Annotated in this window: 31 protein-coding genes; 8 read left to right on the top strand and 23 right to left on the bottom strand. The window is 52.6% G+C overall.

Annotation, left to right across the window (positions count from 1 at the left end; genetic code table 11):
* Positions 1 to 16 precede the first annotated feature (16 nt).
* From NYE69_RS33765 to NYE69_RS19170, 10 genes are all read right to left on the bottom strand, one after another.
* Positions 17 to 238, bottom strand: coding sequence for a hypothetical protein (locus NYE69_RS33765; protein ID WP_445744780.1), 222 nt, complete (start codon positions 236 to 238; stop codon positions 17 to 19).
* Positions 180 to 695, bottom strand: a complete 516-nt coding sequence (locus tag NYE69_RS19210) for a GTP-binding protein (protein ID WP_445744779.1) — start codon at positions 693 to 695, stop codon at positions 180 to 182. Before NYE69_RS19210 ends, NYE69_RS33765 begins: the two co-directional genes overlap by 59 nt.
* Before the next feature lie 42 nt (positions 696 to 737).
* Positions 738 to 2,093 carry a PFL family protein gene (locus NYE69_RS19205; RefSeq protein WP_340930443.1) on the bottom strand — a complete coding sequence of 452 codons (1,356 nt, stop codon included), beginning with the start codon at positions 2,091 to 2,093 and terminating at the stop codon, positions 738 to 740.
* Between the two features lie 25 nt (positions 2,094 to 2,118).
* On the bottom strand, positions 2,119 to 2,388 hold the full coding sequence (locus NYE69_RS19200; RefSeq protein ID WP_340927428.1) for an ACT domain-containing protein: 270 nt from the start codon (positions 2,386 to 2,388) through the stop codon (positions 2,119 to 2,121).
* Between the two features lie 249 nt (positions 2,389 to 2,637).
* The gene (locus NYE69_RS19195) at positions 2,638 to 3,396 is read right to left on the bottom strand and encodes an SDR family oxidoreductase (protein WP_340927427.1); all 759 of its coding nucleotides are present in this window, start codon (positions 3,394 to 3,396) and stop codon (positions 2,638 to 2,640) included.
* A 134-nt stretch (positions 3,397 to 3,530) separates the two neighbouring features.
* Positions 3,531 to 4,118, bottom strand: a complete 588-nt coding sequence (locus tag NYE69_RS19190; RefSeq protein ID WP_172531694.1) for a GNAT family N-acetyltransferase — start codon at positions 4,116 to 4,118, stop codon at positions 3,531 to 3,533.
* A gap of 76 nt (positions 4,119 to 4,194) precedes the next feature.
* Positions 4,195 to 5,073, bottom strand: coding sequence for a VOC family protein (locus NYE69_RS19185; RefSeq protein ID WP_340927426.1), 879 nt, complete (start codon positions 5,071 to 5,073; stop codon positions 4,195 to 4,197).
* A 288-nt stretch (positions 5,074 to 5,361) separates the two neighbouring features.
* The gene (locus tag NYE69_RS19180; RefSeq protein ID WP_340927425.1) at positions 5,362 to 5,670 is read right to left on the bottom strand and encodes a hypothetical protein; all 309 of its coding nucleotides are present in this window, start codon (positions 5,668 to 5,670) and stop codon (positions 5,362 to 5,364) included.
* Between the two features lie 219 nt (positions 5,671 to 5,889).
* Positions 5,890 to 6,324, bottom strand: a complete 435-nt coding sequence (locus tag NYE69_RS19175) for an Rrf2 family transcriptional regulator (protein ID WP_036623003.1) — start codon at positions 6,322 to 6,324, stop codon at positions 5,890 to 5,892.
* Between the two features lie 71 nt (positions 6,325 to 6,395).
* Positions 6,396 to 6,884: a cysteine hydrolase family protein gene (locus tag NYE69_RS19170; protein WP_340927424.1), complete on the bottom strand. Its 489-nt coding sequence runs from the start codon at positions 6,882 to 6,884 to the stop codon at positions 6,396 to 6,398.
* Positions 6,885 to 7,075: 191 nt separating this feature from the next.
* Between NYE69_RS19170 and NYE69_RS19165 the strand changes: the two genes are divergently transcribed.
* Positions 7,076 to 7,474 carry a MerR family transcriptional regulator gene (locus NYE69_RS19165; protein ID WP_326043635.1) on the top strand — a complete coding sequence of 133 codons (399 nt, stop codon included), beginning with the start codon at positions 7,076 to 7,078 and terminating at the stop codon, positions 7,472 to 7,474.
* Positions 7,446 to 7,787 (top strand): thioredoxin, encoded by a 342-nt coding sequence (gene trxA / locus NYE69_RS19160; RefSeq protein ID WP_340927422.1) that lies wholly within the window; start codon positions 7,446 to 7,448, stop codon positions 7,785 to 7,787. The genes NYE69_RS19165 and trxA overlap by 29 nt, the downstream gene beginning before the upstream one ends.
* 68 nt (positions 7,788 to 7,855) lie before the next feature.
* Here the strand turns inward: trxA and NYE69_RS19155 are convergent, their stop codons facing one another.
* The 3 genes from NYE69_RS19155 to NYE69_RS19145 form a co-directional block, all read right to left on the bottom strand.
* Positions 7,856 to 8,323, bottom strand: coding sequence for a hypothetical protein (locus tag NYE69_RS19155; protein ID WP_340927421.1), 468 nt, complete (start codon positions 8,321 to 8,323; stop codon positions 7,856 to 7,858).
* An 84-nt stretch (positions 8,324 to 8,407) separates the two neighbouring features.
* Complete coding sequence (locus tag NYE69_RS19150; protein ID WP_340927418.1) at positions 8,408 to 9,496, bottom strand: AI-2E family transporter; 1,089 nt, start codon at positions 9,494 to 9,496, stop codon at positions 8,408 to 8,410.
* Between the two features lie 51 nt (positions 9,497 to 9,547).
* The gene (locus tag NYE69_RS19145) at positions 9,548 to 9,820 is read right to left on the bottom strand and encodes a hypothetical protein (RefSeq protein ID WP_036623012.1); all 273 of its coding nucleotides are present in this window, start codon (positions 9,818 to 9,820) and stop codon (positions 9,548 to 9,550) included.
* Positions 9,821 to 9,954: 134 nt separating this feature from the next.
* Between NYE69_RS19145 and NYE69_RS19140 the strand changes: the two genes are divergently transcribed.
* Together NYE69_RS19140 and NYE69_RS19135 are read left to right on the top strand one after the other, a co-directional pair.
* A complete protein-coding gene (locus tag NYE69_RS19140; RefSeq protein ID WP_340927417.1) occupies positions 9,955 to 11,304 on the top strand; it encodes a TrkH family potassium uptake protein in 1,350 nt (449 codons plus the stop codon).
* An 89-nt stretch (positions 11,305 to 11,393) separates the two neighbouring features.
* The gene (locus tag NYE69_RS19135) at positions 11,394 to 12,626 is read left to right on the top strand and encodes an aminopeptidase (RefSeq protein WP_340927415.1); all 1,233 of its coding nucleotides are present in this window, start codon (positions 11,394 to 11,396) and stop codon (positions 12,624 to 12,626) included.
* Positions 12,627 to 12,707: 81 nt separating this feature from the next.
* Here NYE69_RS19135 and NYE69_RS19130 read toward each other — a convergent pair whose 3' ends face one another.
* On the bottom strand, positions 12,708 to 13,919 hold the full coding sequence (locus tag NYE69_RS19130; RefSeq protein ID WP_340927414.1) for an MFS transporter: 1,212 nt from the start codon (positions 13,917 to 13,919) through the stop codon (positions 12,708 to 12,710).
* Between the two features lie 262 nt (positions 13,920 to 14,181).
* Here NYE69_RS19130 and NYE69_RS19125 point away from each other — a divergent pair, with 262 nt between their 5' ends.
* Positions 14,182 to 14,760 (top strand): RNA polymerase sigma factor, encoded by a 579-nt coding sequence (locus NYE69_RS19125; RefSeq protein ID WP_316561133.1) that lies wholly within the window; start codon positions 14,182 to 14,184, stop codon positions 14,758 to 14,760.
* A 65-nt stretch (positions 14,761 to 14,825) separates the two neighbouring features.
* On the opposite strand, the gene NYE69_RS19120 is transcribed toward NYE69_RS19125, so the two are convergent.
* The 3 genes from NYE69_RS19120 to NYE69_RS19110 all read right to left on the bottom strand — a co-directional run bounded on the left by NYE69_RS19120 (position 14,826) and on the right by NYE69_RS19110 (position 17,349).
* The gene (locus NYE69_RS19120; protein ID WP_155620119.1) at positions 14,826 to 16,145 is read right to left on the bottom strand and encodes a hemolysin family protein; all 1,320 of its coding nucleotides are present in this window, start codon (positions 16,143 to 16,145) and stop codon (positions 14,826 to 14,828) included.
* 269 nt (positions 16,146 to 16,414) lie between these two features.
* Positions 16,415 to 16,864: a spore coat protein GerQ gene (gene gerQ / locus NYE69_RS19115; RefSeq protein WP_036623022.1), complete on the bottom strand. Its 450-nt coding sequence runs from the start codon at positions 16,862 to 16,864 to the stop codon at positions 16,415 to 16,417.
* Between the two features lie 62 nt (positions 16,865 to 16,926).
* Positions 16,927 to 17,349: a cell wall hydrolase gene (locus NYE69_RS19110; RefSeq protein WP_124332130.1), complete on the bottom strand. Its 423-nt coding sequence runs from the start codon at positions 17,347 to 17,349 to the stop codon at positions 16,927 to 16,929.
* Between the two features lie 269 nt (positions 17,350 to 17,618).
* On the opposite strand from NYE69_RS19110, the gene NYE69_RS19105 reads away from it, so the two are divergent.
* Positions 17,619 to 18,944 carry a phytoene desaturase family protein gene (locus NYE69_RS19105; protein WP_124332131.1) on the top strand — a complete coding sequence of 442 codons (1,326 nt, stop codon included), beginning with the start codon at positions 17,619 to 17,621 and terminating at the stop codon, positions 18,942 to 18,944.
* Between the two features lie 129 nt (positions 18,945 to 19,073).
* Here the strand turns inward: NYE69_RS19105 and NYE69_RS19100 are convergent, their stop codons facing one another.
* The 4 genes from NYE69_RS19100 to NYE69_RS19085 all read right to left on the bottom strand — a co-directional run bounded on the left by NYE69_RS19100 (position 19,074) and on the right by NYE69_RS19085 (position 22,417).
* Positions 19,074 to 19,493, bottom strand: a complete 420-nt coding sequence (locus NYE69_RS19100; protein WP_340927413.1) for a DUF2500 domain-containing protein — start codon at positions 19,491 to 19,493, stop codon at positions 19,074 to 19,076.
* A 202-nt stretch (positions 19,494 to 19,695) separates the two neighbouring features.
* Positions 19,696 to 19,887 carry a hypothetical protein gene (locus NYE69_RS19095; RefSeq protein WP_036623029.1) on the bottom strand — a complete coding sequence of 64 codons (192 nt, stop codon included), beginning with the start codon at positions 19,885 to 19,887 and terminating at the stop codon, positions 19,696 to 19,698.
* 191 nt (positions 19,888 to 20,078) lie between these two features.
* Complete coding sequence (locus tag NYE69_RS19090; protein WP_213510379.1) at positions 20,079 to 21,374, bottom strand: hypothetical protein; 1,296 nt, start codon at positions 21,372 to 21,374, stop codon at positions 20,079 to 20,081.
* A gap of 74 nt (positions 21,375 to 21,448) precedes the next feature.
* On the bottom strand, positions 21,449 to 22,417 hold the full coding sequence (locus tag NYE69_RS19085; RefSeq protein ID WP_124332134.1) for a polysaccharide deacetylase family protein: 969 nt from the start codon (positions 22,415 to 22,417) through the stop codon (positions 21,449 to 21,451).
* Positions 22,418 to 22,784: 367 nt separating this feature from the next.
* Between NYE69_RS19085 and NYE69_RS19080 the strand changes: the two genes are divergently transcribed.
* Positions 22,785 to 23,711 (top strand): L-lactate dehydrogenase, encoded by a 927-nt coding sequence (locus NYE69_RS19080; RefSeq protein WP_155620126.1) that lies wholly within the window; start codon positions 22,785 to 22,787, stop codon positions 23,709 to 23,711.
* A gap of 158 nt (positions 23,712 to 23,869) precedes the next feature.
* Entirely contained in the window at positions 23,870 to 24,109 is a 240-nt protein-coding gene (locus NYE69_RS19075; protein WP_213510378.1) for a hypothetical protein, read from the top strand.
* Between the two features lie 155 nt (positions 24,110 to 24,264).
* Here NYE69_RS19075 and NYE69_RS19070 read toward each other — a convergent pair whose 3' ends face one another.
* Together NYE69_RS19070 and NYE69_RS19065 are read right to left on the bottom strand one after the other, a co-directional pair.
* On the bottom strand, positions 24,265 to 25,515 hold the full coding sequence (locus NYE69_RS19070) for an MFS transporter (protein ID WP_316561129.1): 1,251 nt from the start codon (positions 25,513 to 25,515) through the stop codon (positions 24,265 to 24,267).
* A gap of 17 nt (positions 25,516 to 25,532) precedes the next feature.
* Positions 25,533 to 25,988 (bottom strand): CBS domain-containing protein, encoded by a 456-nt coding sequence (locus NYE69_RS19065; RefSeq protein WP_155620128.1) that lies wholly within the window; start codon positions 25,986 to 25,988, stop codon positions 25,533 to 25,535.
* Positions 25,989 to 26,012: the final 24 nt, after the last annotated feature.

Raw genomic sequence — 26,012 nt, 5'->3', positions numbered from 1 at the left:
CATATGCCGTTCGGCCTCATTCCAGGGTACGGAATGTCAGTACCTTGCCCAAATGCTCCGTGTCCACTTTGATTTTCACGTGGTATACCGGTTCAAGCAGTACGTTTTCGGCCTTTTCCAAGGCCTGTCTGATCGCCCGGAAGGACGCTTCCCGGAAGTCTCCCCCGCTGGTATGCTTGTTATGCGAACGGCCGGTAATCAGTGTGATCCGCACGTCCGTGAGCGGCGTACCGGTCAAGAGCCCGTGGTGCTCCCGCTCCAGCACATGCTGGCCGATCAGCTTCTGATAGCCCGCCGCCAGTTCGTCGGGATGTCATGCGTTCACGAACGCGACGCCGCTGTTTGGCCCCGTCGGCTCTAGCCGCAAATGCACCTCGGCCCTCCACACCTTCCACCGCGCTAACGATAATGACGGCGTAGTCCAATACTTGCAAAGCGCGTTCCTTTTCCGCGGAGAAATCGACGTGCCCGGGCGTGTCCAGCAAAAAATAAATGGAATTCCCGTAGGTCATTTCCGCCTGATCGGCAAACACGGTGATGCCGCGCGCCTTTTCGATCTCATGGCCGTCCAAAAAGGCGTTGCGGTGATCCACTCTTCCCCGGCTGCGGATTGCCCGCGTGCGATACAACAACGCTTCGGCAAAAGTCGTTTTGCCTGCGTCGACATGGGCCAGCAGGCCGATCGTTTTGTTCAACGTGCATCCACCTCTGCTTTCGGATCTGTCGCCGTCTATCGATCAGTTTTTAAAGCTGTGGATCGGCGCCGGAATGCGGCCGCCCCGCTCGATGAACGGCGCGCAGCCAAACGAGTTGACCGGCATGATCGGCGCATAGCCAAGCAAACCGCCGAATTCGACGATTTCGCCGACATCCTTGCCGATCACCGGAATGATGCGCACGGCGGTCGTCTTGTTGTTCACCATACCGATCGCCGCCTCGTCGGCGATAATGCCGGAGATCGTCGCTTTGCTCGTACTGCCGGGGATCGCGATCATATCCAGCCCGACGGAGCAGACGCACGTCATCGCCTCCAGTTTCTCCAGCGTCAGCGCGCCGCGCTGCACCGCTTCGATCATGCCGTGGTCTTCGCTGACCGGGATGAACGCCCCGCTGAGTCCGCCGACATAGGAGGAGGCCATTACCCCGCCCTTTTTCACGTTATCGTTCAATATCGCCAGCGCGGCCGTCGTGCCCGGCGCTCCCGCTTCTTCCAAGCCCATCGTCTGAAAAATTTCCGCGATGGAATCGCCGATTTCCGGCGTCGGCGCCAGCGACAGATCGATGATCCCGAAAGGCACGCCCAGCCGCTTGGACGCTTCCTGTGCGATCAATTGCCCGACTCGGGTCACTTTGAAGGCCGTCCGCTTGATCGTTTCGCACAACGTTTCGAAGTCTTTGCCCTTCACTTCCTCCAAAGCCCGCTTGACCACGCCCGGTCCGCTGACGCCGACGTTGATGACGCATTCTTGTTCGCCCACGCCGTGGAAAGCGCCGGCCATAAACGGGTTGTCCTCGACCGCGTTGCAGAACACGACCAGCTTGGCGCAGCCGATCGAGCCCCGGTCCGCCGTTCGTTCGGCGGTGCGCACGATGATGTCGCCCATCAGCTTGACGGCATCCATATTGATGCCGCTGCGCGAGGAGCCGACATTCACCGAGGAGCACACCCGCTCCGTCACGGCCAGCGCTTCCGGAATGCTTTCGATCAACAGGCGGTCGCCGGCCGTGAATCCTTTTTGCACAAGCGCGGAAAAACCGCCGATAAAATTGACGCCCACCTCTTTGGCCGCTTTGTCGAGCGTTTCGGCGACAGGCACATATGTATCGGTTTTGATACCGCCTGCGGCGATCGAGATCGGCGTCACGGAAATCCGTTTATTGACGATCGGGACGCCAAACTGTTTTTCCAGATCCTCGCCGGTTTTGACCAGGTTCTCCGCGAGGCGGGTAATTTTGTCGTAAATTTTCCGGTTGAATACGTCCATGCTTTCATGAGCGCAATCCATCAAACTGATGCCCATCGTAATCGTGCGCACGTCGAGATTCATTTCCCGGATCATCGAGTTCGTTTCCTGCACTTCCACGCGTGAAATCATGTTTTTCTCCCCTTCCCGTTCCTTAGATGCGGTGCATGATATTGAAAATATCCTCATGCTGCAGCTTGATTTCCACGCCGATGGATTTCCCCAACTGCTGCAGGTCTTCGACGAGAAGCTCAAACGATTTCGACGGCGCCGAAATGTCCACGATCATCATCATGTTGAAATACCCTTGAATGATGGTCTGCGATATATCCAGAATGTTGACGTTATGATCCGCCAAATATGTACATACCTTCGCAATAATGCCGACTTTGTCCTTGCCGACAACCGTAATGATTCCTTTCATACGGCGTTCCCTCCTTTAATTTATGAATCCGCCGCTTCTGCGCCGGGTCCAACCGCTTAACCGCTTCGCTTATTATGGCAAAAGATAGCGGAATCTTCAATAAAAAAATCCGCCAAAAAACTCCCCCTGAAGGGCTTTCGCGGATGGTTGCAAACATTTATACTTTGTACCGGTGTAAAGTGAATGAAGACCGGCTAACAGAGCAAGCCTCCTTTTCCATTCCCGGATCAGGAGGCTTGCTTAACATGTTTAATAGGCGGTCCAGCCGGCATCCGCGGTGATGACGGTGCCGTTCACAAAGCTGGAATCGTCGGAAGCGAGGAACAACGCCACTTTGGCGATTTCCTCGGCGCTGCCTAATCGCGGATTAATAGCCAAACCAAGCTGTTGTCTGGAAGCGCCAAACGGATTGATATTGGTCATCGAAGCCCCGATATTCGTTTCTACGCCACCTGGAGCGATCGCATTGCAGCGGATGCCTTTTTGAGCGTACATGAACCCGGTGTTTTTGGTAAATCCAATCACGGCATGTTTGGAAGCGGTGTACGCCGCGCCCGCACGAGCTCCGTATAACCCGCCGGCAGAAGCAACGTTGACGATCACGCCGCTTTCCTTTTCCAAGAAGATCGGCAGCACTTTCCGGGTTGCACGCATTACGCTGGTCGTATTGACGGCAAACACCCGCTCCCACTGCTCATCCGTGATGTCGCCGGCCGGCTCGAAATTATCCATGATCCCCGCATTGTTCACCAAAATATCAACCGTGCCGAAAGCTTTAACGGTCGCATCCACCAACTGCTGAATGTCTTCTTCCACGGCGACGTTTGTTTTCACCGCTTGAGCCGTCCCGCCTGCGGCTGTAATCCGTTCAACCGTGGCGTTCGCGCCCTCCAAATTCAAATCCGAGACCATGACCTTGGCGCCTTCTTTGGCAAACAACAGTGCGATTTCCCTGCCCATTCCCGATGCGGCTCCCGTTACGATGACTGCTTTATTCTCTAATTTCAAAGTGCGTTTCCTCCAATCGTACTATTAAAATTTTAAACGTTTTCAATCATTATTATAATACCCATCCCACAGGCATTTCCATCAGCAAAAAAGAGACTTGCTCCTTCGCGGAGCAAATCTCTTTTTCATTTCTATTATGGAGTTTTAAAAAGTTTGCCATGAAATTGCTCAAGCCTGGCCAGGTACTGCTTGTTCAGCAAAGCAAACAGGACGGCGTCAACAAATTGATTTTTCTCGAAGAAACATTCCTTCAAATAGCCCTCTTCATGAAAACCGATCTTCTCGAGCAGGTATCTGGAACGAATATTGTCCGGGTCGATAAAGGCTTCAATCCGATTTAAGCCCAAATCCTCAAAGCCAAAGCGTAAAATTTCCTGCAGCACCTCGCTCATCACGCCCTGTCGCCAATATTCCGGATCCAGCTCGTAGCCGATTTCCGCCTTATAGTGCTCTTGAGACCAGTTATGGAAGCCGCATGTACCGATGACCCGGTCCCCTTCCGATTTGACCGTAATCGCCCAGCGAAACCCGCGGCGCTCCAAATACCGGATGTTCCAGTTTTGGATCAGCTCTTCGGCCTGCCGGAGACTATCAAACCGATCCAAGTCGTAATATTTCGTAACCTCGTCATTGGAAAAATACTGGAACAAATCCCCGGCATCTTCCGCGGTCAATTTGCGCAAAATAAATCTTTCCGTCTCCAGCTGGGGGAACAGCTTCACGGCAACCGCTCCTTTCCTATAACATTGCATCGTATAATATTATAGGTGAGAAGCCTTGCCAATTGAAAGAGTCAAATCATTTAGCCTGGTCAATCACTAGTTTAATGCCGATGCCGAACGGATCGGTCAGTCTGATTTCCCGCCCTTGCTCGTCCCGTTCATAGGCCGCCTTGGCATTCGCCAACCGGCTTTCCACGGCCCCCAGGGCCGCAAGGTCCGGCAGCACCGCCGTGAAATAACGCAGCCCGACCGCGTCCTCCGGCGACGGGGGAGCTCCGACGCCGGCCCAGGTATTCAGGCCGATATGATGATGGTATCCGCCGGCGGACACAAACAGCGCCGCCCCGCCGTAATGGGCGGTAATTTCAAAGCCGAGAATTTGGCAGTAAAACCGCTCCGCCTCGCGCAAATCGCCGACGTGAAAATGAACATGGCCGATCCGCGTTGCCGGCGGAAGTCCCCTCCACTCGGCTCCTTCCGAAATGGCAAGCAAACCATCCACGTCCACCGGATCGGTCGACATGATATATTCGCCGCTTTCGTCACGCCGCCAGGTGTCGCGCGGCCGATCGGCGTAGATTTCAATACCGTTTTGGTCCGGATCGTTTAAATATAACGCTTCGCTCACCAGGTGATCCCCCTGTCCAACGGGAATTCGGTATTTGATCAGATTGCGCAGCGCCAAGCCAAGCGCGGTCCGATCCGGTACCAGGATCGCGAAATGGTACAGCCCGGAAACCGACCGTTCCGGCATAACCCGATACTGCCCGTTAGCTTCCAGGTACAACAGCGGTGTTTTCCCGTCGGCCGTGAGTTCGGCTACGTTTCCGTTTTGCTTCAGTACGCTCAGGCCGATCACTTCCCGATAAAAGGCCACCGACCGGTCCAGATCGCGAACTTTAAGATAGACGCTGCCGATCCGGGCAGCGGGATGAATGGATACGTGCTCAGACAAAATGTAAATTCCTCCTATACGCAAAGATTGGTGTGGATACGAAATGCTCTATTTCATGCAATATAGTGTAACCGGTTTGGTTACATGATAGTTATGTAATCAGTATAGTTACAGGTGAACCGTGTGTCAACGAATACTTGCCGGTTTCGGCTGCGCATATAAAAAAACGTCTACCGGCGTATTTTCAAAGAAGCCAGGCCGTTTAGCGGTAGTTTTTCTTGCATTGATAACGTTCGTGTCTTGGTGTTCCTGCCTTGATGTTCCTGCCTTCTGCCTGCCTTTGCACGATTATCCCTTTAGTTCAGGGAGGCAGGGATTGGGGCTATAGTAAGGGTTCCCAAAAAGAGGGAAGAAAAAAACAAAAAAGATGAGGAAAAAATGAGGCAGTTCAGGTGAGATTTTCGGGTTGATGAGGGAACGCATCTCCCCCTGGTGAAGTGGTTCCAGGCCCTGGAGTTGTTCCTGCTGGAGGGCGGCATCTCGGCGCTGCGGCTGCGGCCTGATAGAAGTGCTTGAACGTTTCAGTTCGTTGCTGCAAACGGATCCAGGCTGCAGCAAGATCACGGTCTTTTCATTTTTTTCGGTGTCCTGCCCCATCCCTCTCGTCAGGTCTGCTTCACTTCTCCTAAACCTCCTTCTCCCAAAGCTATCTATTGATCTAGAACAGGTCTGCTTCTCAAAAACATTTCTACCGATCCCAAAAGTATCCTTTCCCCAATATATCTCTTTCTCCTGAATTTATCTTCTTCGCTGCTTCCTGATCAAACGGGATAATCGTGCAAAGCGTCTGACAGCGGATGTTGATTCAGTTTGCACTTACACCACCGGCGTTTTTGCGGAAATATCCTCGACGATATCCTGCAACGTCACGGCTTCCAACGTTTTCTCCAGCGCTTTTTGCGCCATGGAGAAGATCGGTTCGATCGCAGACTGAATATTCCGTCCGACCGGGCAATCCGGGTTGGGGTGATCGTGCACCGCAAACAACCCGTCCTCCTCCACGACATGCACCGCGCGGTAAATATCGAGCAGCGTAATGTCGCACAGCTTGCGGGACAGCTTGGTGCCGGCCACGCCGGGGCGAACTTCCACCAGCCCGGCTTTATTCAACATGCTCATAATACGGCGAATAACGACCGGATTCGTATTCACGCTGCCGGAGATATACTCCGATGTACTAACCCCGTCCTTATTGATTTCAAGCAGGGACAAAATGTGAATGGCCACGGAAAATCTGGAGCTGATCGTCAAGCGTGTATCCCCCTTTCCAAGCATCAGTAACAATATTAGTTACAAATTGACCGGGGTGTCAATAATCATAGTCATTGATTGTTCAACAAAGCATGGATAACGGCATAGCTGATCAAACTGCGGTCCCGGTATACGCCGGACACTGCATCCGGATGTTCGCCGAGAATGCCTTTTTGCAGGATCGCCGCCCCAAAGCCCCTCTCGCGGGCGCCGTTAAACGTAAAGGTTACGCAATGTTCCGCGGCAAAACCGCAGACGACGACAAAGTCGGTTTCCTTATCCCGCAGCAGCTGCTCCAAATCGGTTTTCCAAAAGGCGTTGTTCCATTCCTTCGAAATGCGGAGATCCGAATCGGCAAGCCTAATTTCCGGAGTCACCTCAAATCCGGGCGAATGCTCGCCCATTTCCGTATCCTGCACCACCACGACCGGTCTGCCGGTGTCCCGGAACAAGTCGGCCACGGCGTTAATATACTCGCTAGCTACGGACAGCTCGCTTTGCAGCCGCGGACCGCTCAAAAGGCCCTTCTGCATGTCGATGATTAATAAAGCCGGTTTCATTGGCGTGCCTCCTCGTCAAACGCTCATTTTGGGGTCAATCATTCCTTTCATTATACACACTTCCGGGCCCAAGATTAAGCCTTGCCATAACATCCTTCTCGTCTCTGGCGAAAAATAACGGCCAACCTATTGACCCTCACATTAGTGTAAGGGTTTATAATGAATCCGGAAGGCAGGTGAGGTTAGGTTTTATGAAAATTGGAGAATTGTCGAAGGCGACCGGCGTCAGCATCCGTTCCCTTAGATATTACGAGGAGCAAGGGCTAATCACCTCAAAGCGGCTAAACAACGGATATCGCGATTATCACAGCTTGACCGCCGAGCAGGTAAAAACGATTCAGTTTTATTTGAGCCTCGGCCTGACCACGCAGGAAATCGCCGGTTTTCTGCAATGCGTAATGACAAGCAAAGAAGCGTTTTGCCGGGAGATTATGCCGGTGTACCGCAGCAAGCTGAAGGAGATTACCGAGCAAATTGAGCTGCTGCAAACGATCAAGTCAAATCTGGAAGAACGGATTCACTACATTTTAGAAGAAAATCCCGAGATGGAGATGATGGAATATGACGATCAGACGGATCGCCGATGCTAACGAATTCAACCGGGAAAGCGCGGCCGCGGAATTGGTGCTCGCCGACTTTGACGCTCCGTGGTGCCCTCCGTGCAAGGTGCTCTCGCCGATTCTGGAAGAGCTGCACGAGGAATTTCAAGGAGCCGTTCCCCTGCTCCAAGTAAACTGCGACGATCATCCGGAACTGGCATCGCAATACGGAATCATGTCGATGCCTACGGTTATCTTCTTCCGCGGCGGAGAGCCGGTGGAGAAACTGATCGGCTTAAGACCCAAGGACGCGTACCGGGAACTGATCCACAAATACCGTGGGTACGCGGGCCAGGCACAATAAACGACAAACCAACCGCAAAAAGCTGCCGCCCTGCTCCCTCGTTCAAAAAGGGGCAAGGCGGCAGCTTTTTATCCGTAGGCGGCCAGATCAGGGATTTGTTTGGCTTGCTCGATGAACGGACCTTCCAATAAGTTGTTAAACGCCAAATGCGTCGCCCGCAAACTGAGCAGCCGATCCCCCGGCTTCAGGCCGAATTGCTCCCACGTCCCGGGCGGCAGCGTAAAATAGCGGTTACAGTTCAAATGAACCCAACAGAATGTCCGTTCTTTAAACGTAATCGTCTCCCCCTCGGGAACAGCAAGTTGCCGAAGTTGGGGAATGCTGGCGAAGACGGCCGCCAGCGGCGAATTTGCGATCATTTCCTTGCATACCACGCTGAAGCCCCGGACCGTGTTGCGTCCCGTCATTAAAATGATCTGGGAATCCGGATGAATACCATACTCCTGCAGGGCTTGATCCGGCAGGTAAAACGATCCGTCGGCAAGTATTCTGCTCCACGCGTAAAAATACTTCCCGGACTTGGCAGTTACTGCCATACTCTCATCCCCCGAGCTAAATAATGATCGTTTGGTTACGCTAAAATCATCTCGCATGCAGGGCATCTGGAGATATGATATTCATCACGCTTCCGGCAGCTTGTCTACCTTTTGGGCGATGTACAGCCGGTAAGCTTTGATCACGATAATTTTAAGCGTCATATAAAGCGGTATGGCCAGGATCATGCCGAGGATGCCCATGAAATCGCCGGCGATCAACAACAGCACGATCGTGGTTAGCGGATGAATGTTGATCGTTTTCCCGTAAATATACGGAGAAATCATATTGCCTTCGATCTGTTGGGCGGCAACGACGATGATGATGACCCAAAGCACCATTGACGGCGAAACGGTAAACGCGACGATAACGCAAGGGATGGCGCCGAGCAGCGCGCCAAAATAAGGAATAAAGTTAAACAGGGCCATGACGATGGCCAGCAGCAGCGGGTACGGCAAACCGATCAGCCAAAAGCCGATGAAACCCATAACGGCCAGCAGCATGGCGCTGATCATCCGGCCGGCGATGAACCCCTTCAGCATATTGTCGACCTCATGGATCACCTGCTCGCCGTCGATCCGGTAACGGACCGGAAGCATCCGCACCAAAGAAGGCGTTACCCTATCGTCTTGTTTCAGCATGTAATACAGAAAAATCGGCACGGTCCCCACGATGATCACAAAATTGTTCAAAAAGCTAAACACATGCGATACGTATCCGCTGACCGTATTCAACGCGGAATTGAGGTATTCGGTCACCTTGTTCATCACTTCCGGACTGCCTTCGCTTGTAACAAACGAAAAATACCGGCTGCGGCGGATTTCGTTCATTTGCTCCTGCAAGCTGGCCATGAGTTTCGGAACGTTGTTCATGAACTCGAACAGCTGCTTTTGCAGCGGCGGCCAAACGACCATAAAAAAGATCGTAACCACTCCGGCAAAAAGAAGGTAGATCAACAGAATCGACAGCACCCGGTTCCATTTTTTCCGCTCCAGAAATTGCACGATTGGGCGCAGCAAATAGTAAAGGAACCCGGAAATCGTCAAGGGGACGATGAGAATCTGCACCAGGGTGACGAAAGGATTAAAAATGAAACTGACCTTGGACAGCAAATAAATGATCGTCAGCAGCATGATAATCCCCAGCGAAGTGCGATAAAAAGGATGCTGCATCATAGAAGTTGTCCCCTCCTCTCTTGTGGGAAGATCGTGCGTACACGGCCGATCTCATTCCTCCGCCAACGTATCCCAAGCGGCATCGAGAAGCGCATCGAACCATTCGTCATCCTCTTCGATTCTTGTGTCTACAGCCATGAACTGCTCTTCAATGCCGGGTTCGCTCGCATAATGCAGGCTGTAATCCCAATCTCCTCCGTCCTTGCTGTAAAAGGCGATTTCATATCCCGCTTTATGGGAGCTTACTTGAAAGACGGTTTTGCCGATGTAGGATCCGTCCTCCTGTCTCTTCATTTGGGCTTCCACAATCGTTAATTCTTCCATCATTTGTACTCCTTTACCCGGATTCGCATTTTTTGTCTTGTGTAATGCCTGTACAACCTTACTGCAATATCGTACCATGTTTTATGGCAAGATCAATATCGGTATTCGGTACAACAAGAGTAAAGGTGGATTCCATGTCTAAACGCAAAAAAAACATGCTGTCTCCCGCAAAAGTGCTGACCTTCGGATTTGCGCTCACGATCACGATCGGCGCTTTTCTCCTTTCGCTGGGACCGGCTTCGGCCGGAGGCAAAAAACTGGGGCTGACGGACGCCTTTTTTACGGCGACCTCGGCCACCTGTGTAACCGGACTGGCCGTTGTGGATACGGGAACGCAGTTTTCGCTGTTCGGTCAAATCGTGATCCTGCTGCTGGTCCAGATCGGAGGTTTAGGTTTTACGACCATCGGCACGCTGATCTCGCTCGCTTTTAATCGCCGCATTTCCTTGCGCGACCGTCTCGTTCTGCAGGAAACGCTGAACTACAATGCGATCGGAGGACTGCTGCAGTTAATCATTAAAATTTGCGTCTATACCTTCAGCATCGAGTTTGTCGGCGCGCTGCTCCTGGCCGCGAGATTTTTCCGGGACATGCCTTTGGGCCAGGCTCTCTACTTTGGCGTGTTTCACAGTGTGTCGATCTTTAACAACGCCGGGTTTGATCTGTTCGGAAAAATCCACGGCCCGTTCAGCGGGCTGGCGGAATACGCCGGCGATCCGTTTGTCAATATCGTCGTTATGGCGCTCATTGTTCTTGGCGGAATCGGTTTTATCGTCATTTCCGACTTGGTCAGCTACCGCCGTACGCGCCGGCTGACCCTGCATTCCAAGGTCGTGCTGACCATGACTCTGATCCTGACGGTGATCGGGGCGCTGACTATGCTCGCCATCGAATCCTCCAATCCGCATACGCTGCAGCCGATGAGCTGGACCAATCGGACCATGGCCGCCTTTTTTCATTCCGTCAGCGCGAGATCCGGGGGGCTCAGCACCGTCAGCGTGTCGGATATGGAGCAGTCCAGCCAATTTTTGCTTATTCTGCTGATGTTCATCGGCGCGGCGCCGGGTTCTACGGGCGGCGGAATCAAGGTGACGGTATTCGCCATTTTGCTGGGAGCCATTTACGCCATGATTCGCGGCAAGGAAGATATCGTCTTATTCCGCGAGCGTTTGTCCAAAGAATCGATCATCAAAGCGATCACCCAAACCTGGCTGGCCATGTTTCTCGTCGTTTTTGTGGCGATGGCGCTCTCCGCGCTGGAAGACCACGCCTTTTTGCCGCTGCTGTTCGAGGCGACGTCCGCATTTGCGACCGCCGGCTTAAGCCTGGACTTAACCCCCGAGCTCAAAAACATCAGCAAATGGATTCTTTGCGCCGTTATGTTCCTGGGACGGATCGGGCCGCTTACGCTCGCCTATGCATTCACGTCGAAATCGAAAAAAGAGCTGCTGCGTTACCCCGAAGGGAAAATAATTATCGGCTAAAGCGGCCTGGGACCCGGTTTATTACTAAAATCTTGAAGAATGATGTATGATAAAACAATAACCAAATTGTAAAAAACGGAGGCTAATCCATGTCAGATTTTCAAACAAAATTGGAAAAATACGCTGAGCTGGCCGTAAAGGTCGGCGTAAACATTCAACAAGGCCAAACTTTGATCATCAACTGTGCGATTGATTCCGCCGAGCTGGTGCGGCTGATCGTGAAGAAGGCCTATGAAACCGGGGCCCGGTTCGTCAAAGTCAACTGGAGCGACGACACGGTTACCCGCCTGAGATACGATATGGCGGCTGAGGAATCTTTCCTGGACGAACCGAAATGGTATGCGGGCGAGATGCTCGAGTACGTGGAAAACGGCGCTGCCGTCCTGCATGTCATGTCCTCGGACCCCGATTTGCTCAGCGGCGTGTCCACCGAGCGGTTAACCAATCACCAGAAAACTTACGGCAAGGCGATGAGCAAATATCGGGAAATGCAAATGTCCGATAAATTCAGCTGGTCGATCGTTGCCGTCCCTTCCAAGGCTTGGGCAGCCAAAGTGTTCCCGGATCTTCCCGCGGAGCAGCAGATCGACGCGCTTTGGGAAGCTATCTTCCGCACCGTCCGTCTGGACCGTCCGGATCCGATCGCGGCCTGGGAAGAGCATATCGCCAATCTGAAGAAGAAGTCCAATTATTTGAACGCCAAAAAATATAAGAAGCTTCATTACATAGCTCCCGGGACCGATCTGACGATCGAGCTGCCGGATGGCCATCTCTGGGTTGCCGCCGAAAGCATTAACGCCAAAGGGCATACGTTTTTGGCCAACCTGCCCACCGAGGAAGTGTTCACCGCTCCGCTTAAAACCGGCGTCAACGGAACCGTGTCCAGCACCAAGCCGTTAAGCTACCGCGGCACGATCGTGGACCGCTTCTCGCTGACGTTCGAAAACGGCCGGATCGTCGATTACAAGGCGGAAGTCGGCCAGGACGTATTGAAGCAACTGGTCGAACTGGACGAAGGCTCCCATTATCTGGGCGAGGTGGCTTTGGTGCCGCAAAGCTCCCCGATTTCTCAGTCCGGCATTCTGTTTTACAACACGCTGTTCGACGAAAATGCCTCCAATCATTTGGCGATCGGCAACGCGTATGCCTTCAACCTGGAGGGCGGAAAATCGATGTCCAAAGAAGAGCTGGAGCAGCGCGGCCTGAATTCCAGCTTGGCGCACGAAGACTTTATGGTCGGCTCGGCCGAGATGGACATTTTCGGGATTACGGAGGACGGCAAGGAAGAACCGATTTTCGCCAAAGGCAACTGGGCCTTTTGATTGATCACCGCCAATAAGTACAAAGCAGCCGCCACCTGGAATCGGATTCCGGATGACGGCTGCTTTTTTTTTTGCGAAACGCTACCCGTTGCTTTCGGCCGATACGGCGGCGGCCAGCGCGCTGCCCCGGCTTCGCTGAATGAACACGGCGAAGATGCTCAGCAGCGCGAGCAGCATCAGAAAGCCGGCCAGCAGCCAGGATGAGGCGTAAGCACCGCCCAGATCCATCGTTTTCCCCATGATCAACGGCAGAACGGCTCCCCCTACTCCCCCGGATGCGATCAGCAGGCTTGGCGTCGACTCCTCGGCTCCGACCAGCAGCTTGTTGGCAAATACGAGCGCGATCGAAAACAGCCCGGACATAAACAGACCAAACAGCAAAATGAGGATATATGTAACGACCTTCCCCCCGGTCAAAGAAAACAGCGCAATCAGCACAAAGCTGACGATGCAGCTCCAGAGCACATAACGGCTGTAGGAGATTTTTTCCGCAAGTGTGCCGGCGACCAGACGGCCGCAGGTCATCGCGATCCAAAACAGCGTGACGCTGAACGCTGCGGTTGGTTTATCAAGCCCCAGCTTCTCGATCAGCAGCGACGGCAGGAAGTTGACGAAGCTCATTTCGGTGCCGACGTAAAAAAAGAAAAACACGATAAATACGGCGAGCAACACTCCTCTAGCCCCCTGGTACTGCTTCAGCCAACCTCCCTTCTTATCCTGCCGCTTCCCTTTGGCATACAGCGCGCCGCGGAATTCGCCGAAGTTTCCCCTGCCCCAGGCAAACAGCATGATAAACGCCAAACCGGCCACGACCAGGAACGAAAACCGCCACACCTCCGCGCGGATGAAAAATCCCGCGGTCACCGGCATCAGCAGCGCGCCCAGCCCGAAAAACACCTCCAGCCGGCTCATGGCGACCGCGGTGCCTTCCGTCACCGCAACGAGAATGATCGTGCCGATCACAGCCTCGATCATCCCGAATCCAAACCCCGCCACGGCCCCGATGGCGTACATCCATTCCCAAGGCGGCAGCAGCGAATAGCAAACCTCCGCAGTGCAAAGCATCCCCGTGGCAATCAACAGTCCGTAAAGTTTGCCGAATTTGGCCAGCAGCAGCGGCGAAACCAGCACGCCGACCAAAAATCCGGCGAATTGAGCAAAAATAAGGCTGCCTCCCGCGCTGTAATCTTTGCCGTATTGTTCCAGCAGATTCGGCATCAAAGAGCCGACGACGACATGAGCCAGGCCGATCAGCAGGTATGACCAGCATCCCAGCCAGATTAATCTTTTCATGTTCTCTCCCTCCGTGCATTACGATGCTCTCCCCGCCCCTAACCTTACGGAGCAGGTTATATTTTTGACACACCCTATCTATTGTAATCGATTCCCTTAGGCAGCGTCATCCGTATCACGAACAAATGACAAGTTTGTTTTATTTATGGAAAATAGTACCTAATCATTGGTTGATAGAGTAAAATGAATAGAGCATCCGAATGACTAGAGCATCCGATAGAGTAACCATAGAATCGTTTTTAGCGGAGATGAGAGGGAACGCATGCCAAACCGGTTGCAGTGCCTGCTGTCCGCCAATTATTCGGAGTTGGACGAGGACGAGCAAAAACAAGTGTACGAAGCTTTTTATGAATGGGTATACGGCACCATCTATCTTATTGTCAAGGATCATCAGGCCACGGAGGACATCATCCAGGAGGCCTTCCTGAAGGTTATGCTGAAGAAGCCCGTCTTTAAGGCGGAAGCGAGCTTGCGGGCCTGGCTAAGGACAGTATCCCGCAATATGGCGATCACCTATCTGCGCAAGAACAAGAAGTATAGGCAAAATTTGGAGCAGACATCCGCCATCGGCGAGTTGGCTGCCGCCTCCTGGAAAGACGGCTCGGTCGAGGACTCGGTGGAAACGAAGCTGATGGAAGAAGCGATCATTACGTATTTGCGCCGCTTGAAGCCGGAGTACCGCATCATGGTCGAATACCGCTGGCGGCTGGGGTTAAGCTACAGGGAAATCGCCGATAAGCTGGGCGTTTGCGAAAATATCGTCCGGCAGCGGCTGTTCCGCACCCGGGAAGGCATCAAGAAAAAGCTATACAGCGAATGGGAAAGAAGCCGGCCTACGTAAACGAAACCAAAACGAGGCTGCCCCTTTAGGTCAAGTTCAGGACCTAAGGGGCAGCCTTCTGTATGTTATGCGCCGGCCTCTTCCAGCGGCTGAAGCTGCTGCCGGATTAATTTGACGCGTGAAATTCTCTTGTTGTCGGTTTCTTCCACCACATAAACAAATTCGCCGTATTCCACGGTTTGGCCAACCTGCGGCGGCAAAATCTCGATCCGGGAATAAAGCCACCCGCCGATCGTATCGTAATCGTCGGAGTCGAGTTCCAGACCAAACCGGTCATTGATCGATTCGATCAGCATGAGTCCGTCCACGGAATAGACGCCCGGTTCAACCTGCTCGATTCCGGGACGTTCCTCGTCGAACTCATCTTGAATTTCGCCGACGATTTCTTCGACGATATCTTCAAGCGTCACCATGCCGGAGGTTCCCCCGTATTCGTCGATCAAGATGGCGATCTGCGTTCTTCCCCGCTGCATCCGTTTCATCAAATCGCTGATCTGGATGGATTCCGGGACCGCCATGATCGGCCGGATCAGGTCGCGCAAATTCCGGGTATTCGAGCGGATCAAATCTTTAATATGGATAAATCCGATAATATGGTCCTTATCCTGATGACATACGGGATATCGGGTTCTTGTGCCTTCCAAGGCGATTTCCAGGTTTTCCTCCAGCGAATGCTGGGTATAAAGGCAAATCATTTCGGTCCGGGGAATCATAATTTCCCGCGCCGTTGTATCGGCGAATTCAAAAATGTTGTCTACAAGCGACATCTCCGTGCTGTCGATCAAGCCGCTTTCGCTGCTTTCCTTCATCATGACCCGGATTTCTTCCTCCGTATGCACGGAGTCCTGCCCCGAAACCGGCGAAATCTTAAACAGACGCAAGAGGCCGGACGACAGATGGTTCAGAATCCAAATGAACGGATACATGATACGGTAAAACAGCAGCATCGGCCAGGCAAACCATAATGTGATGGTTTCCGCCTTGCGGACGGCGATCGTTTTCGGGGAGAGCTCTCCCAGAACGATGTGCAAGACGGCGATGAGAATAAAAGCAACCGTTAACGAGATGAGATAAACCGGCCTTTCGCCCAGACCCGTCAGTTCAAACAGCGGGCTTAGCAGCCGGGCCACAACCGGCTCGCCCAGCCACCCCAGCCCCAGCGAGCTGAGCGTGATGCCCACCTGGCACGCCGATAAGTAACCGTCCAGATGATCCAAATGCCTTTTTACGATCGCGGCTCTCCTTCGCCCTTCCTCCACCATCGCGTCAATGCGGGAGCTTCGGACCTTGACGATCGCAAATTCGGCGGACACGAAAAATCCGTTCAGCAATACCAGCAGCACCATCAGTCCTACATGCAGAAGACTCGGTAAAGGGTCACTCAATACGTTTCCTATTCCCGCCTATCCAGCGGTGAATAGGTGCACCTCCTTCGCGGTATGGAATTGTACATCATTTTGTATTTTTCATCTATATGGAGCAGCGTCAACTTCCCAATGGATTCATCTCCCTTTCAGCATATTTCGGCATAAACCATGATTACTATTAATTATATTATTATACACTACACAGTCAAACGCTTCGGTATGACACCGCTACCGGCGCGCCGGCCGCAAAAATGAAAAGAACCCCCTTTCGCGAGGGGGCCCTAATCTCATCTTGTAGGCGGCGGGGCGCCGATGGTGCCGGGATATTGATAATACAAAGGTTCATCAAACGTGGCAAAGTCAAGGTTGACCATGAGCAGAATGATCCGCCGGCCGGTGGCCGGTTCGCTGATAATGATATGGTCGCGGCCGGCGGCTTCGAGAACGCCTTTAAATATTTTGGCATTCCATTCCCGGTTGTTTTCGTATGTCATATAAAAGGTGCCGACTTTCCCCAGATTCAGGCGTAAAATATTTTCAATGTAGGATTGCTCAAACGTCGGAATGGCCGAAGGCACTACCGTGCCTCCGGGCGTCATCGGACTGCCGCTCGGCACTTGCGGCGGGACGACTGCCCCGCCTCCCATCGGAGCCGCAAAACCCGCCCCCCCGGTTTGGGCCGGAGCGGTGTTGTAGCCGGCGGGATAGGCAGCCGGCCGGTAAGACTGGGTAAACATGTATCGATTCCTCCTCAATTTACTTGCTTAGGTTTCACTTTCTTAGCCGTGCCTAAGTACGCTTAATAAACGCCCGGGCAATTTTGCGCGCTGGGGGCAAAGAAACAATGCGATTTGAAACGCCCGGTATTTTGCTGATCGTACCAGGTCCCGGGGCAATTGCCGGCGGGCTTGAAGAACCACAGCGCATTGGTCGCCGGCCGTATCCGCTCTCCGCCTATCACCCTCCGGGCTAAACGGATATCCCGATCGCGGGCCCTTTGGTAGAAGTATCCTTTTTGCGTCGCTTCAAAGCCGCCCGGGGATTGAAACACCATTTGCTTCATTAGGCGTATATTCTGAAAATCAAGGCAATTGCCCAGTATCCGGTTAACGCCTACGTTCCCGACCATCAGCATCCCTTGCTCCCCCTCGCCTTCCGCTTCCGCGCGCATAAGGCGCGCCAGCAGCTTGACGTCTTCCGAGTTTGCTTTAATGACCGCCAATCCCGTCCCTCCTTCCTCCCTACTTGACGCTATATTGTATGTGCGAATGCCTATCCGGGTGTCTAATCTCCTAAAAACAGCCTTGTCAATAGTTGAAAGCGAATTCATCATGTGAATACGATTACAATATTGAACATTTTGTGGCTATTTCTATGGACGCGCTTACACGAATAGCATATACTGTTAAGTAAATAAATGTTTTTTATATGGTTTTGGTGATTTCTTTATAAAGCGTTTTGCTTCACAACACCTTTTAGGAGGTTCCCCACATGAGAATCGCGATTATTGGCGGCGGCTTGGCCGGGTTGACGGCGGCGGCATACTTATCGGGCAACGAGGAGACGGCAGGCACGGTGTTTGAACGGAGTCCGCAGCTTGGCGGCCGGGCATTTACTTATGAGAAATCGGGATTTACGCTGAATTACGGAGCGCATGCGGTATACGGAATCGACAGACACACGCTCCATCATATGGAAGAAGAGCTGGACCTTAAATTTCAAAGCAAGCAGGTCGATAAACGCAAAGTAATGTACGCCAAGCACGGGCAGTTGACCGCCGCCCCGCTCGATTTTGTCAACATCGTCAAGACGGAGGTTTTGACGCCGATGGAGAAGGTGCGATTCGTCAGCGAGGTCGCCGCGGTCATCGGCAACATCCACCAACTGAAGCATCATCGTACGTTGGGCGACTATCTGGATCATTCTCACGCCTCCGCCGATGTCAAAGAACTTTGGGCGCATCTGGTCTGCTCCAATTTCTTCATTACGCCGGAGGAAGCCAGGAAAGTGCCCGGCGAAGTCATCGCCGAGTACTATCATAACCTGTTCCTTTCCCAGCGGCCGGTAAGCTATATTCTCGGCAGTTGGGCGACGATCACAGGCCAGTTGGTCGACAAGATCCGCGGCAACGAAAACTGGGAAATCTCCGTGAAGGAGCCGGTCGAGTCGATCGTCATGGAAGACGGAAAGTTTGTGCTGCGCACCAAAACGCGGGAGCGTTTGGAATACGATCAGGTTGTTTTTGCGATGCCGGTACAGCAGGTCGTCAAACTGCTGGAAAACTCGCCATGGTCCGCTTCGCTTGAGCCGTACAAAGATTGCACCCCTACCGAGGTGCTGGTGTATGACGTAGGCTTCTCAAAAGTCGTAGCCCGTCCATTCCATTACATTAGCGACATGGATCACAAAATATTCATCAGCGACGTTTCCGCGACCGACTTCACGGTTGCGCCGGTGCACGGCCAGCTGCTTCAGGGCATCGCCTACTTGAATGACGACTTTGCGGATGAGGAACAAAAGAAACAGTATCTGGAGCAAAAAACCGCGCAGATGGAGGCCTTGTTCGATACGTATTACCCGGATTGGCGGGATTTTGTCGAAGTCAAACGCGTTTCCAAAAAAGCGATGGTTGCCAGCGTCAAAAACATCTGTACAAACAAGCTGCTTCCCAACCGCTTGGCCGGCGTCCCGTTTTACTTCTGCGGCGACGGCTGCACAGGCAAAGGCGAACTCGCCGAACGCGCATTTTCCAGCGCGCGGACGGTAGCCCAGGCGCTTTTGGCGGATAACGTGCGAATCAAAGCTTATACCCATTAATCCGGGATCTAAAAACAAAAACAGAAGCGAACGCGAGTACCTAAATTAAAGGCGCTCCGTTTGCTTCTGTTTTTATTTGACGTATTTCCGTTCAACCTGGCGACTTCCTTTCCTCGTCTGATTTAAAGGCTAAAGCGTACTGCGGTATTTCCGGAACTCCTCCACTTCCGTCCGCTGCGTTTTCCGCACCCGTTCAAAGCTTTGGTAACGGCGGCCTTGAAACGTCAGCTTCCCTTCGTCCCCTTCCGCGCATTGGCCGTATTCCAAGCCACTGACGGCAAATTCCAGCCGATCGCCGCTCTCGACCTCAAACGTAACATAATATTTCGTGTCCGAACGGTTGACCGCTGTCTCGGTATCATGGCGGTGGGAAACTTCTGTCCGCTTCCCGACGATCACCGAATTTACGCTAAGTACGGGCTGCCTGCTGCTGGCGAAAAAGCGCCATGCCCCTCCCGCCGATGAAATTACAACGATCGCCGTGAGCACAACGAGCAGGATCGGCAGCGCGGTTTCCATCATCTCGAACATTTCCACCCATGACTGCATGGTTCGCCCTCCTTCCATAGAGGCAATGGCCTGCTTCTTTTGTCCCTCCCCTTTCTTTCCTAAGTATATGCCGCTTAATTTGAAACTTGTTATTCACCTGCAGCGTAAATTATGACACCCTTGTCCCACAAAATCATAAAAAATCTCCGGCTCTTAAATCGAACCGGAGGTTTAGTCATACTTGCCTGCTGGCGAAAATGAATCAAGCATAATATTCAAACAGCAATTGGCGGGTTTCTTCGACGCCGTCGGCTTCGGGTTCGTTATCCAAAAGCCCCTTTTCCGCCCAGCAAGCCCGGCACACATCTTCGGTCGTGCATAAATGAGCATCTTCGCAGGTGTAGCAAAATTGGAGATAATTGCGGGTTACCGTGTCTTGCGTCGTCGTTTTCATCACTATTCACTCCTGCCATCAAATTTGGAGCACCGCTCCGGTTTGCTGCTGTTTCCCTTACAAGTTAAATATATCACAATGTCGGTTTTCAATATGTGATTATTTTCACAAACTATATAAAATAAAAAGCATGGCCGCGCCGCCATACTTTTTCCTATTGAATATTCGCGTTGCCCCAGGCGCGGACAGACTTACAGCACATGCCAGCTCGTCCCCCCGTCTCTGGTCTGCAGTAGCAGCGAACGTTTCTGATCTTCTTTGGCCACGAGCAGCCAGCCTACTCTGGAGGAAAAGAACTGCAGCTTCACCACTTCCGGATAATCGGCCATAATATCAACCAGTTTCGGGCTTCGCGGCAATGGCGTCCAATGATTTCCTTGATCTGAAGTATAGTAAACGGTCGAGCCCATAATCGTCCAGCCTTCGTTGCGCGTCAAAAAGGTAGGGGTCAATTCCTCATTAAACCCGGTCTGCCAAGATAAATTGAAAGGAACCATCGTCCAGGTGGCTCCGGCATCTTGGGTAAAGTAGCCGTTAAACTTGGTGGCTTCATCGCGAGTGCAGCCGACTGGGACCCAGGCTGAACTGCCGTCCTCGAAAAGAGAGACATTGCCGATGCTAAACCGCTCGCAAGTCTTGAACTTTGACGGGTCAAAAAAGCCTTTCTTTTTCGCCCACGTTTCGCCCCCGTTCCCGGTCGCGTAAAGGGCGGGTTGTCCTGCTTCAATCTCGCTGACGAGGCCTCTAAACCGATCAATGAACGCCATCGATACAGGGGTCCCCTTCCCCAGACCGGCGCTCGCCGGCCGCTCCAGCGTAAAGCTGTTCGGGTCCGGAACTCCCATAATCGGATCAAATGTAGCTCCCCCGTCGTCCGTCGCGTATAGCACTCTTTCAATACTTCCCGTTTCGCTCGTTTTGCTGGCCAATATCCAACCTGCGGACTCGTTCGAAAAATAAATCCCTTCGACCTGGTCCGCTCCCGGAAATGAAGAGACTTTCCAAGTGACGCCGCCGTCATCCGTTCTTAAGACGATCGCGTCATCCAGACCGGAGGCATTAAGCACAATCCAGCCATGCAGCGGATCGATAAAAAAAATGTCTTTGCCGAAACGCGGCGTGCTTGGAAACTGCACCGAAGCGGCCGGGGAAATATTCGTCCAGGTCTGCCCGTTGTCTCGAGTAAGATAAAGTCTCAGCTCGCTTTGAGTACGCCCCCAGGCCAATCCGGTAGTCGTGCTTAGCAACTGAAAATCGGTTAGTCGCGTTTGAATTTGATATTGGTTGTTCTTATCCTCCGAGGGCACGGCGGCTTCCGCTCTTAGACTCTCGGAGGAAGCGGGATTAATGACGGTGAGCGTCTGCCCTTTTTCTTCCGGCGGCTCCGGCTGCGCCTGATTCGCTTCCGGCGGCCGCTCGGACGTACAAGCCGTCAGCAGTAGACAAACGGATAGCGAAACCGCGATAACATTACGCCATAATTTCAAAAAGACAACCTCACTTTCAACCACATGCTGATAGCTATTATATCATAGCGTGATCGAAGCCTTCAGGGGCCGGATTACAGCCGCTTATCTTTGGCAAAATTTACGCTGACATGGTGATTGGGCTTGTAAACGGCAAAGGCGTACCCTTTTTTCTGCAAATATTCGATAACCTCCGGAAGGATTTCCACGGTTTGCGCCTTTTCGTGCATTAAAATCACTTCGGTATCCCGGTGCACCTGGCGCTTGACCTCCTTCAAAATACGCTTGGGGTTGTCCGAAGACCGCCAATCCTGGGAATCGACCGTCCAATCCCACATTTTAAAACCCGCGTCGGCGATATCGCCGCGGAATTGCTCGCCGATCTCCGGTTTGCTGCCGTACGGCGCCCGGATGAGCGTTGGCGAAACTCCGGTGATCTTAGCCATCAGCTTTTGTTCCTGCTTGAATTCATTGATGAAGTTATCCGAATTTCCGCTCTCATAAATTTTTTTCTTGTTGTGGCTCATACTGTGCAGTCCGACATAGTTGCCGGCTTCAACCGCATCCTTCACGGTTTGCTCATGGCCGGATAGCTGATTTCCGATCATAAAGAAGGTGCCGTGAATTTGATATCTGGCTAAAATATCCATGATTTCCTGTGTATGTTTGCTAGGGCCATCGTCGAAAGTCAAATAGATCACCTTCGGCTGCTTAACGGCGGACTGTTTTACAGGCTCAGAGTTCGCAGCTTTTGAGTCGGTTGGAGTGGCGGCAGGCGGAGTTGTTTCAGCCGGTGTCGACGGCTCCGGTTTTGTCGACGGCTGGACGACAGTGCCTTCATTTTTGCCGGCCAGATTAGCGGACACGACAGCCGTTGTGGAGTGTTTGACGATTGAGCTTGCCGTATGCTGCTTCAAATACGAGTATACGGCAAATCCCGACAAGGTTAATGATACGACGGAAAGCGCCACGGCGGTAACTGCAACCCCTTTTGCTTTCCGCTTGGACTTCGCGCGTGCGGTGCGGGTGGAATGCTTCTGTGTGCTTCTGTTGATGTACGACATATGAATAATTCCTCTCTCATTTCATTATTACTAGCATAATACAAAATGAGAAATTCGTCCTTACAGAATCGTTAATCCAAGGTTACAAAGTCATTACAGATTTTATGAATTAATGTCATTAGATAACATAATATTTATTACGTTATCTTTGTTCTAGAAATGCTTAGAAAACAGGTCAACTTCAATAATCCTGCAGAATCCTGCAGATTTTTCTTCAAATTTGAGATATTTCATGTACAATGAGGATGGATACATACGGTTTAGGGCGATGTGTCGCAATTTTTCGATTGTTGGAAGGAAGGTTAAGCAGCCTGGCTTCGGTGCAATCTATCCTAAACGGGAATCTACATTTTAAGGAGATGATTTGATGAAAACTCAACTGCGCTCCAGCCGGGTCGTGATTATCGGTACCGGTGCCGTGGGGGCGACGACAGCGTACACGCTGCTGTTAAGAGAACGGATTTCCGAGCTCGTCCTGATCGATGCGAATAAGGAAAAAGCGCTTGGCGAAGCGCTCGACATGAATCACGGCCTGCCGTTTACCGGCGGGGTCAAGCTATGGGCCGGCGACTACAGCGATTGCGCGGACGCCGATATTATCGTTATTGCCGCCGGAGCTTCCCAGCGTCCCGGCGAAACCCGGATCGACCTGCTTAAGCGCAATGCCGGCATTTTTGACAGCATTATTCAAAACATCGTGAAGTACAACAATCATGGCATTATTCTGGTAGCCACCAACCCGGTCGATATCCTCTCTTACGTAACCTTGAAGAAGAGCGGATTTCCGTCGAACCGTGTCATCGGCTCCGGTACGCTGCTCGACAGCGCCCGTTTCCGCTATTTGATCGGGCAGAACAAAAAGATCAACCCGCGCAGCATTCACGCGCATATCATCGGGGAGCACGGCGATTCCGAGGTGCCGCTGTGGAGCTTGGCGAACGTGGCCGGCATCGGCCTGGAGTTCAACGAACAGGAGCGCGAGGAGATTTTTAACAGCACCAAAAACGCCGCTTATGAAATCATTAACGCCAAAGGAGCCACCTCCTACGCGATCGCGTTGGCTTTGGACCGGATCATCGTGTCGATTTTGCAAAACGAAGGTTCCGTGCTGAACGTCTCCACCCTGCTGACCGATTACAACGGAGTTTCGGACGTTTATCTCGGCGTACCGAGCATCGTGGATCGCACCGGCGTACGCCAAGTGCTCGATTTGCAGCTTGGCGACGCGGAATTGACGCAGTTCCAAGCTTCGGCCAACAAGCTGAAATCGGAAATTGCCAAGCTGGAGCTGTAATTACGGCAACTCCGCACCAACAGTAAAAAACGCCCAGACGCTGAAATGAACAGCGGGCTGGGCTTTTATTTTGCGTAACATTTGTTTATTAAAATAACTTTCCCTCCTTCTGCTGCGTTTTATTAACTGAGACGGTAATCATGAAGGAGATGGTTCTATTGACACAATCCAAGTTTATTCTGAACACAATTCTTACTGCGGCCCTGCTCGCTTCGGGTACAGGGCTGTCTTGGACTTCCGGCGCTTCTTTAGGCGCTGTCCAGGCAGCCCCAACGACAGCCGCTTCCACCAAAAACAATGCGGCGGAAAGCGTCTCCGTCCCGCTGCTTTCGCCGAAATGGCAGGTCCAAGCGGATAAACGATTATTGGCGGTAGCACTGCCGAAGGAACTGCAATAATGGACGGACACTGATTATAAGCAAACAAAAGTCCCGCTAGAGGGCGGCGAGATAAACCGTAAGGTCTAATCGCTGCCCTCTAGCGGGACTCAGTACAGTTAATCTAGTGAATTATATTAATTCATGCCATTAATCTCAAGGTGCTAATACGGCGGTTAATGCGCCGATTCCACCTGGTCGACGTGCTGCACATGTTTGCGGTTTAATGCAATGAACACGACCGCCAGCATGACGAACCCGGCTCCGACGATGAACGGCACGTGCGGGTTGTACCATTCGGCGAGCTTCCCGGCCAAAAACGGAGCAACCGCGCCTCCCAAAAAGCGGAGAAAGCTGTACGCGGCGGACGCGGTGGACCGCTCGACCGGCGCGGCGTTCATGACCGCCGTCGTGATCAGCGTATTGTTGTTGCCGAGCAGCGCTCCGGCAAAAATAACGGCGGCGATGATCACCCAGGGTGAATTCGTCCAGATGCCCATCGCCAGCAGCACTAAAGAGAACAGGAACAGCATCGCGCACATCGATTTGAGGGTGCCGAATTTTTCCTGCAGTTTCGGCGCGGTGCCGACCGAAGTGATGGCCAGCAAAATCCCCCAAGCCAGGAAGACGTAACCCAGCCCGTGCTCATCGAGTCCCATGACGAACGGAGCGTAAGCCATCAGCGTAAAAAAGCCGAAGTTGTAAAAGCAAGCGGTCAGCCCCAATACGACCAGAGAGCGGTGTTTCATCGCCTTAAACGGGGCCAGGATCGAGGTGCGGGAGCGTGTGACCTCCCCTTTGTTCTCCTTGGGCATCAGCAAAATGAGTCCAATGAATGCGATGACCATCAGCGAGGCGACGCCGAGAAACGGGCCTCTCCAGGAAATGGCGCCAAGCCAGCCCCCGAGCAGCGGTCCGACCGAAATGCCCAGGCCAACCGCCGCTTCATACAGGATGACCGCTTTGCCCGTGCCGCTGCTTGACAGCGTAACGATGGCCGATAACGCGGTGGCCACGAACAAAGCGTTACCGAGGCCCCAGCCGCCGCGCAGCCCGATGATCGTCCACACGTCGCCGGCCATGCCCCCAAGCGCCGAAAAGACGGCGATGACGACGATGCCGGCCAGCAGCGTCCATTTGATGCCGATGCGGGACGAAATCGCCCCCGTAATCAGCATCGCCACCGCCATGACGGCGTTATAGCTTGTAAACAGCAGGGTAACCTGGCTGGGCGTAGCGTTCAGGCTGGCCGAAATCGCCGGAAGGATCGGATCGACGAGACCAAGACCCATAAAGGCGATGATCGAGGCAAAAAAAACAGCCCATACGGACTTAGGTTGTTTCAGCAAGCTTGGTTCCCCAAGCTCCAAATGGCTTGATGTACCGCTTAGCGGCGCGGTTTTGGCCGATGATGTAGATGATGACATATAATCTTCCTTTCGTCTTACATTAAAGATTTGAAGGAATGCCGGATGACATCCCCACGGCTGATGATGCCCACGAGCACCCCATTACGCTCGACGGGGAGCTTTTTGATTTGCTTTTTCCCCAATATCGCCGCAATGTTCTCAATTTCTTCATCCCATGAAACTTTAATGACTTTCTTTTTGCCGATTTCCATCACGTTGAGATCCAGCAATCTTCGCGCTCTTTCCTCGTAAGCTTCCTGATCCCCTTTGAAGACGGCCACATAATAGATCGAGTCAACGACGACGTCGCGATGTTTGCCGATGTAGCGCATGATGTCCCCGTCGCTGATATATGAAACGATTTCGTTTCGTTCGTTCACGACGGGCAGCCCGCTGATCCGATACTCGATGAACCTTTCGATCACCGAACGGACCGTATCGCTTTCCTTCACTTTGTAGACCTGCTTGATCATAATTTCATGCGCTTGCATGCCAATCCCCCTAATCCATATAAT

The organism is Paenibacillus sp. FSL R5-0527, assembly GCF_038008055.1.
Lineage (GTDB): Bacteria > Bacillota > Bacilli > Paenibacillales > Paenibacillaceae > Fontibacillus > Fontibacillus macerans.
This window is presented reverse-complemented; position numbering and strand designations above follow the sequence as displayed.

Bases quoted from the DNA above. Each gene is read 5' to 3' on its own strand.
- NYE69_RS19200 (WP_340927428.1), bottom strand. From the start codon at position 2,388: ATGAAAGGAATCATTACGGTTGTCGGCAAGGACAAAGTCGGCATTATT.
- NYE69_RS19180 (WP_340927425.1), bottom strand. From the start codon at position 5,670: ATGGGGCAGGACACCGAAAAAAATGAAAAGACCGTGATCTTGCTGCAG.
- NYE69_RS19170 (WP_340927424.1), bottom strand. From the start codon at position 6,884: ATGAAACCGGCTTTATTAATCATCGACATGCAGAAGGGCCTTTTGAGC.
- NYE69_RS19165 (WP_326043635.1), top strand. From the start codon at position 7,076: ATGAAAATTGGAGAATTGTCGAAGGCGACCGGCGTCAGCATCCGTTCC.
- trxA (WP_340927422.1), top strand. From the start codon at position 7,446: ATGACGATCAGACGGATCGCCGATGCTAACGAATTCAACCGGGAAAGC.
- NYE69_RS19155 (WP_340927421.1), bottom strand. From the start codon at position 8,323: ATGGCAGTAACTGCCAAGTCCGGGAAGTATTTTTACGCGTGGAGCAGA.
- NYE69_RS19150 (WP_340927418.1), bottom strand. From the start codon at position 9,496: ATGATGCAGCATCCTTTTTATCGCACTTCGCTGGGGATTATCATGCTG.
- NYE69_RS19145 (WP_036623012.1), bottom strand. From the start codon at position 9,820: ATGGAAGAATTAACGATTGTGGAAGCCCAAATGAAGAGACAGGAGGAC.
- NYE69_RS19140 (WP_340927417.1), top strand. From the start codon at position 9,955: ATGTCTAAACGCAAAAAAAACATGCTGTCTCCCGCAAAAGTGCTGACC.
- NYE69_RS19135 (WP_340927415.1), top strand. From the start codon at position 11,394: ATGTCAGATTTTCAAACAAAATTGGAAAAATACGCTGAGCTGGCCGTA.
- NYE69_RS19130 (WP_340927414.1), bottom strand. From the start codon at position 13,919: ATGAAAAGATTAATCTGGCTGGGATGCTGGTCATACCTGCTGATCGGC.
- NYE69_RS19125 (WP_316561133.1), top strand. From the start codon at position 14,182: ATGCCAAACCGGTTGCAGTGCCTGCTGTCCGCCAATTATTCGGAGTTG.
- gerQ (WP_036623022.1), bottom strand. From the start codon at position 16,864: ATGTTTACCCAGTCTTACCGGCCGGCTGCCTATCCCGCCGGCTACAAC.
- NYE69_RS19105 (WP_124332131.1), top strand. From the start codon at position 17,619: ATGAGAATCGCGATTATTGGCGGCGGCTTGGCCGGGTTGACGGCGGCG.
- NYE69_RS19100 (WP_340927413.1), bottom strand. From the start codon at position 19,493: ATGCAGTCATGGGTGGAAATGTTCGAGATGATGGAAACCGCGCTGCCG.
- NYE69_RS19095 (WP_036623029.1), bottom strand. From the start codon at position 19,887: ATGAAAACGACGACGCAAGACACGGTAACCCGCAATTATCTCCAATTT.
- NYE69_RS19085 (WP_124332134.1), bottom strand. From the start codon at position 22,417: ATGTCGTACATCAACAGAAGCACACAGAAGCATTCCACCCGCACCGCA.
- NYE69_RS19080 (WP_155620126.1), top strand. From the start codon at position 22,785: ATGAAAACTCAACTGCGCTCCAGCCGGGTCGTGATTATCGGTACCGGT.
- NYE69_RS19070 (WP_316561129.1), bottom strand. From the start codon at position 25,515: ATGTCATCATCTACATCATCGGCCAAAACCGCGCCGCTAAGCGGTACA.
- NYE69_RS19065 (WP_155620128.1), bottom strand. From the start codon at position 25,988: ATGCAAGCGCATGAAATTATGATCAAGCAGGTCTACAAAGTGAAGGAA.